Annotated in this window: 3 protein-coding genes; 1 reads left to right on the forward strand and 2 read right to left on the reverse strand. The window is 40.3% G+C overall.

The window, feature by feature from the left end; all coding sequences use genetic code 11:
- A partial coding sequence (locus IR173_RS17795) for an OmpA family protein (protein ID WP_237040850.1) occupies positions 1-477 on the forward strand: 477 nt, incomplete at its 5' end.
- Between the two features lie 1,064 nt (positions 478-1,541).
- Here the strand turns inward: IR173_RS17795 and IR173_RS17800 are convergent.
- Positions 1,542-2,081 carry a hypothetical protein gene (locus tag IR173_RS17800; protein ID WP_237040851.1) on the reverse strand — a complete coding sequence of 180 codons (540 nt, stop codon included), beginning with the start codon at positions 2,079-2,081 and terminating at the stop codon, positions 1,542-1,544.
- 189 nt (positions 2,082-2,270) lie between these two features.
- A complete protein-coding gene (locus IR173_RS17805) occupies positions 2,271-5,108 on the reverse strand; it encodes a DUF4988 domain-containing protein (RefSeq protein ID WP_237040852.1) in 2,838 nt (945 codons plus the stop codon).
- Positions 5,109-5,252: the final 144 nt, after the last annotated feature.

Consider the following 5,252-nt stretch of genomic DNA (forward strand, 5'->3'; position numbering starts at 1 on the left):
TGTCCCGACTGCAAGCCGGTGGCCTACAGGAACGAGCGTTACAGCGAGTCTTACGTGAAGTCGCTCAATGACAAAATCAACGAGCTGCAGGGTACCATCGACAACCACAAGTGTCCCGAACCGGCTCCGTGTCCCGAGGTGGAGAAAGCCATACCGGGCGTCAAGAGCCACGTTTCCTTCGGACTGGCAAAGACAAACATTGCGGAAGACCAGCAAATCAACATCCTGGCCATTGCGGACTATATGAAGCAATACCCTCAGTCAAAGGCAACCATCACCGGTTATGCCGACAAGGGGACGGGTACTTCAAAAATCAATGAGGAGCTGGCAAGAAAGCGTGCACGCGTGGTGGCTGACGAACTGATTAACAAGTACGGCATCAGTGCCGACCGTCTGAGTGTGGACAGCAAAGGTTCCGAGGTGCAGCCGTTTACAACCAACGACTGGAACCGTGTAGTGATTATGATTGCGGAATAAGAGAGCCGCCGTTATAATATTTTGGTGAAAAGACAGGGCGGCAAAGAGACTGCCCTGTCTTTATTAATATACCATCTTTCACTACTTTCAGAATTCATTTTTCGGCATCATGATATAAATAGATTTTGATATTAATGCATCGTTTCTCCTTTTGGCTAAAAGTTTTTTATTTCTCCTTTCACACGCTTATATGGTATAACCATCTGATATACTGAGCGATATGGTGAAAGCAGACTACGCTTCATCAGTGTGTTTCTCTTTTAACGAGTAAACATCTCCATTGTTTTATATTGGAGAAATGACTTATCTTGATTACCTAATTTTCAATATTGATATATACTATGCATTCCCGTTATGACAGTCCTTTTTATTTCCCATTTTTACACTAAAATCTTTCGCAGAAAAGAATTTAAAGACCCTGAAAAACTCCTAAGTCTTTTCTGAAAATACCTAAGAGTTTAAGAAAAAGACCTGAGTCTTTAAAAAAAGATAGAAGAGTTTTTTTAAAAGGCGGAAGAGTTTTTCGGAAACATATAGGAGTTTTTGGAAAAGACGGAAGAGTTTTGGAAAAAGACTTAGGCGTATTGTTTTGAATTTATGCGTTTTCAGATTATCGATGCAGATATCTGATTCCCGGAATAATCAAAAAGCAGTTAAGAAACAGCCGAAAGAAGATTGAAATAATACTTGGTTCTTTATAAGAATGCCCGGGTCCTTTGTCTAGTGTTCCTTTTAAATAAATAGAACGGGGAACGGCTTTAATACAAAATAGGGATTGTTGTCCTTTCACCGTAACAAACAGTCTTTTAGTAAGTTATGACTGAAAATGTGTGAAAGGAGAAATGAATAACTTTGGGTTGAGAACAACGAACTATCAAAAAGCGGCTGCTATCTTCTAAAACCTATGCGCGTAAAAGGATTGATGAATTTTCCTAGACCGTTTTATTTTTAGCAAAAAAGCTTTTTAACGGGTATCGGATAAGCAGGTTGAAGACGTTTATTTGAGTTCTTGTATAATAAAAGAAGGTATCCTCACGGACACCTTATCTTTATATCTTTTGCTATTAATTCAAATAAATAACGACTTTCAAGAAATTCAGAATCGCTGTCCACAAGTCAAACATAAGGGTTAAATCTTTAACTTCTCCATTTGATACAAGAGGAAGAAAAAGAAGCATGACCATTGTGCCTGCCCAGACTGCTTTACTCAGAACCGGTTTGTCGGTAGGATATTTTTTCGGAATGGATTGTGGTAACAACATCCGCCGGTACCAATAAATGTATAGAACTGTCAACATCCGATCAATGAACGTGGCCAATGAATGGAATACATGCAAAAGGAATGTAGAGAAGATTCCTCGAGAATGGTTCAGTGTCCATCCTCTCAACTCGCAAGAAAAGACAAATCCCATCAGGAAAGCTGTTGCTATCTGAATGGGTTCGTCTATCACTATCCATCTCTCTGTCCACAATTGGGTGAAAGAGACGGCACCGAAGGTAAAGCATGATATATGCCCCTTCATCAACAGTCGTTGGGGAAGTGTGTCTCCCCTGCGACAGAGCCAACTGAAAAAGTAGCTCAGAAGTCTGATAAATCTTTTCATAATGGATTAGATTTATGGTGAATACTAGGGTTATTAACTTGTCATTTCCATTCTTTTCTGTTTTTTCTTTAAGCTAAAGAGGAGCGGCCCCTTCTGATAAGGGTCGCTCCAATCTTTTTTATGGATGAATCCATGGGATAAAAGCTACTTCCATTTCATCTATGGAAGAATGCTTTTATTCTTATAGATTTATTTTACTAATACACTTACTCCTTCAACTACTGCAGCTTCTGTTGCATCTTCACCGTCAAGAGTCAGTTTCTCACCGGCTTGAGTGCCATCTGCTGAGAATGTCAGCTTCAGAGTGAATGTCTTACCGGCTGTGTAGTTCTCATCTGCGGTATAAGTCAGTTTGATACCGTAAGCTGATGTTTCTGTAGTACCTACCATGTATTTATATTCTACAACTGTTGCCGTAAAGTTCTTTGATGCATCACCACTATAAGTACCATTTTCTTGCAACTCGTTGACAGTAATCGTAGTTTTAGAACCCAATTCATATTTCTTAGTTCCCAAGTTGTTCAGCAATGAGAATGTACCGAAGAATGTATCTGTATTAGGAGTGCGAAGAGCGTTGCTCAACTTGATGTACTCATCTTTTACAGAAGGAATCTGCAATGCTTTAGAGAAGCTGATTTGGTCAAGCTTAGCCTCTTTAGTATTCTTGATAACAAGCTTGATATTGCTGATACCGAATGAACGTTTTGCTCCTACTTCCCATTTTCTGGTTTCGTGGTTGTATTTAACATCATCACCCAAAGCCTTAACTTCAATGCCACTAATTGTATAAGCATTGTTGAAGTATGCATCGGCGTTAGCAGAGTTATCAGTAGTTCTATCGGATTCTTTCTTCAATGTCAACTGTGCATCACTGAAGTTGGTCATTCCTGTAATATTACCTTCTGTATCAGAACCGTCTGCACCGTCTTTAGTCGTTGAGATGTAAGAATCGTAACCTGTCCAAGTCATCAACTTCTTAGCTTTACCTCTATCTTCATATGCATCAGCTGCTATATCTTTGAAGATAGCTGCCGGATAACCGATTGTCATGTTAGGAGTAAACCAAGACGCATTGTCTCTCTGGCTTTCTTTAGCATAGATGTTCAATGTAATTCCATTGTCAATGGTTTCGAATGCGTCCTTCAAGTTGATTTTGGCATCGCTAGTACCATCAACAAATGCAGTCAATGTACCATTTACGAAATTATTTGTCTTGTTCCAAGAATACCAAGAAGCGATTTCAGCAGCAGTCGGTTCATTGATAACGAACGGAATAATCGCTACTGTTTCTGTTTTTGTATCGCTGTTGTAGAAGTGAACTTTAGCAACCAATGTACCATTGCCAAGCTGTATACCCGGATAGTTCTTCTCGAATGGAATTCTCAAAGTTGTAAACTTAGCCATTCCTTCTGCTTTTCCTGCATCAGACAGCAATTGTGCCTTATCAGCACCAACCAACTTGTCGGTAACAGGCTCTTCATCCATCAGATTTCCATCCTTGTCAACCGGAGTCCATACTACTTCTACATGAGAGAACTGAACATCATTATTCCAAACGATGCGGTCACCTTCCATCGGAGTTATAGTTTTAAAGAACTCGGCAAAGTCAACGTCCAGATACTGTTTGTTTACATCCTTGTTAGTAGTCTTATCTTTATAAACAGCCACAGCATTGTGAGATTGTTCGTCGAATACGAATTCTTTAGCAGGGGTTGTCGCTTCTTCTCCAAAGACAACTGTTACCTTTGAGGGGTTCGGATTAATCATGGCCTTGGCATTCAATTCGTTAACAACGAATGTCATTTGGGTACCTTTCTTGATATCTTTATTATAAGAAATAGTCATACCATCGAACTTGATACCGTATTTTACAGAGTCAGCCTTAGATTCATCTGCCATACTTAAGAATGTATCATATACATTCTTGGCGTCTCCGGCCGGTGTAATAGTGACAGGATTTCCAAGATCCTCAACAGCAACAGTCATATTGGGTGTAAAATATCCAAATCCATTAGTGGCCTGATATATACTTAAAGCATTGCTATAAGTAGAGCGTACACTTTCTGTGGCAACCAACGACAGGACTTTACCACTAATGTTCTTGTAGTATTCATCCAAAGTCTGGTCTGTCATTTCATTCAGTTCAAACGGAATGGCATAAACACCACTTTCTGCTACAGCTCTTGATACTGCATCCGTGCAAGGTTCAGGAGTACCTAATGTGATAGGAGCCACGTCGCCTTTGGTATTCACCAATTTAAAGTTAAGCTTGCTGATGTCATAGTCAGCAGGAATAACCTGCACATAATATGCGTTGCTGCTGGCAGTCAACATATATTTTCCCATTTCAGGTAAAGCCTTCGAGCCTCCCCATTCTGCAGTCTTACCGCTTTTGTGCACACCATTAAACGTGCTGTAGTTGATAGTCAAAGCGCTATTCAGTACAACAACCTGTCCCAGTCCCGAGTTCATAGGCAAACGGATTTCCTTCTTGTTTGTTCCGTTTTCATCATAAATGACCAGGATGGTGTAGTTAGGATCGGTAGCATCTTCATAATAGTAAGGAATACCTGTTGCTGCCGAAGCTCCTACGGCTACTTCCTCAAAGTCGGTTCCGTTCCACAGATACCATTTTCCGTTTTCTTTTTTCACCTGTTGCTGACCATCCTGACCGTCAACACCTACTGCCTTTACATTGGTCTTTTCGCCGTCGCAAGCCCAGTAACCGTCTTCAGTGATTGTCCACTGAGTACCGTCTTTACCGTCCTGACCTTTGGCAGACTTGATGGTGGTGGTAGTACCGTCACTCATCGTAACGACAAAACCTTCTGCATTGGGAGTGATTGACTTAACATAAGCACCGTCGACAATCTTCTTCTGAAGTTCTGCGACAGTGGTCTCGAGCGTATTCAACTTGTTGTTGATTTCGTCGATGTCATCGTCATAGTCTTTACAAGACACAAACGTTCCTGTAGAGGATACCATCAAGGCTCCGAACAGGATTGCACTTAAAAATTTTTTGTTCATAATAGAAAAACTTTAAATTTATAAATTTAAAAACTCAATTTGTTTATCGTTTTTAAAGGACTTAATTTCATTGGTTTATATGACCTGTTGTTGATGCATTTCATTCTTCTTCAATGGATTTTCCGTTGTTTCGGAGAAGCCGGA

This window comes from Phocaeicola faecalis, assembly GCF_021730445.1.
Taxonomy (GTDB): domain Bacteria; phylum Bacteroidota; class Bacteroidia; order Bacteroidales; family Bacteroidaceae; genus Phocaeicola; species Phocaeicola faecalis.

Bases quoted from the DNA above. Each gene is read 5' to 3' on its own strand.
- IR173_RS17800 (WP_237040851.1), bottom strand. From the start codon at position 2,081: ATGAAAAGATTTATCAGACTTCTGAGCTACTTTTTCAGTTGGCTCTGT.
- IR173_RS17805 (WP_237040852.1), bottom strand. From the start codon at position 5,108: ATGAACAAAAAATTTTTAAGTGCAATCCTGTTCGGAGCCTTGATGGTA.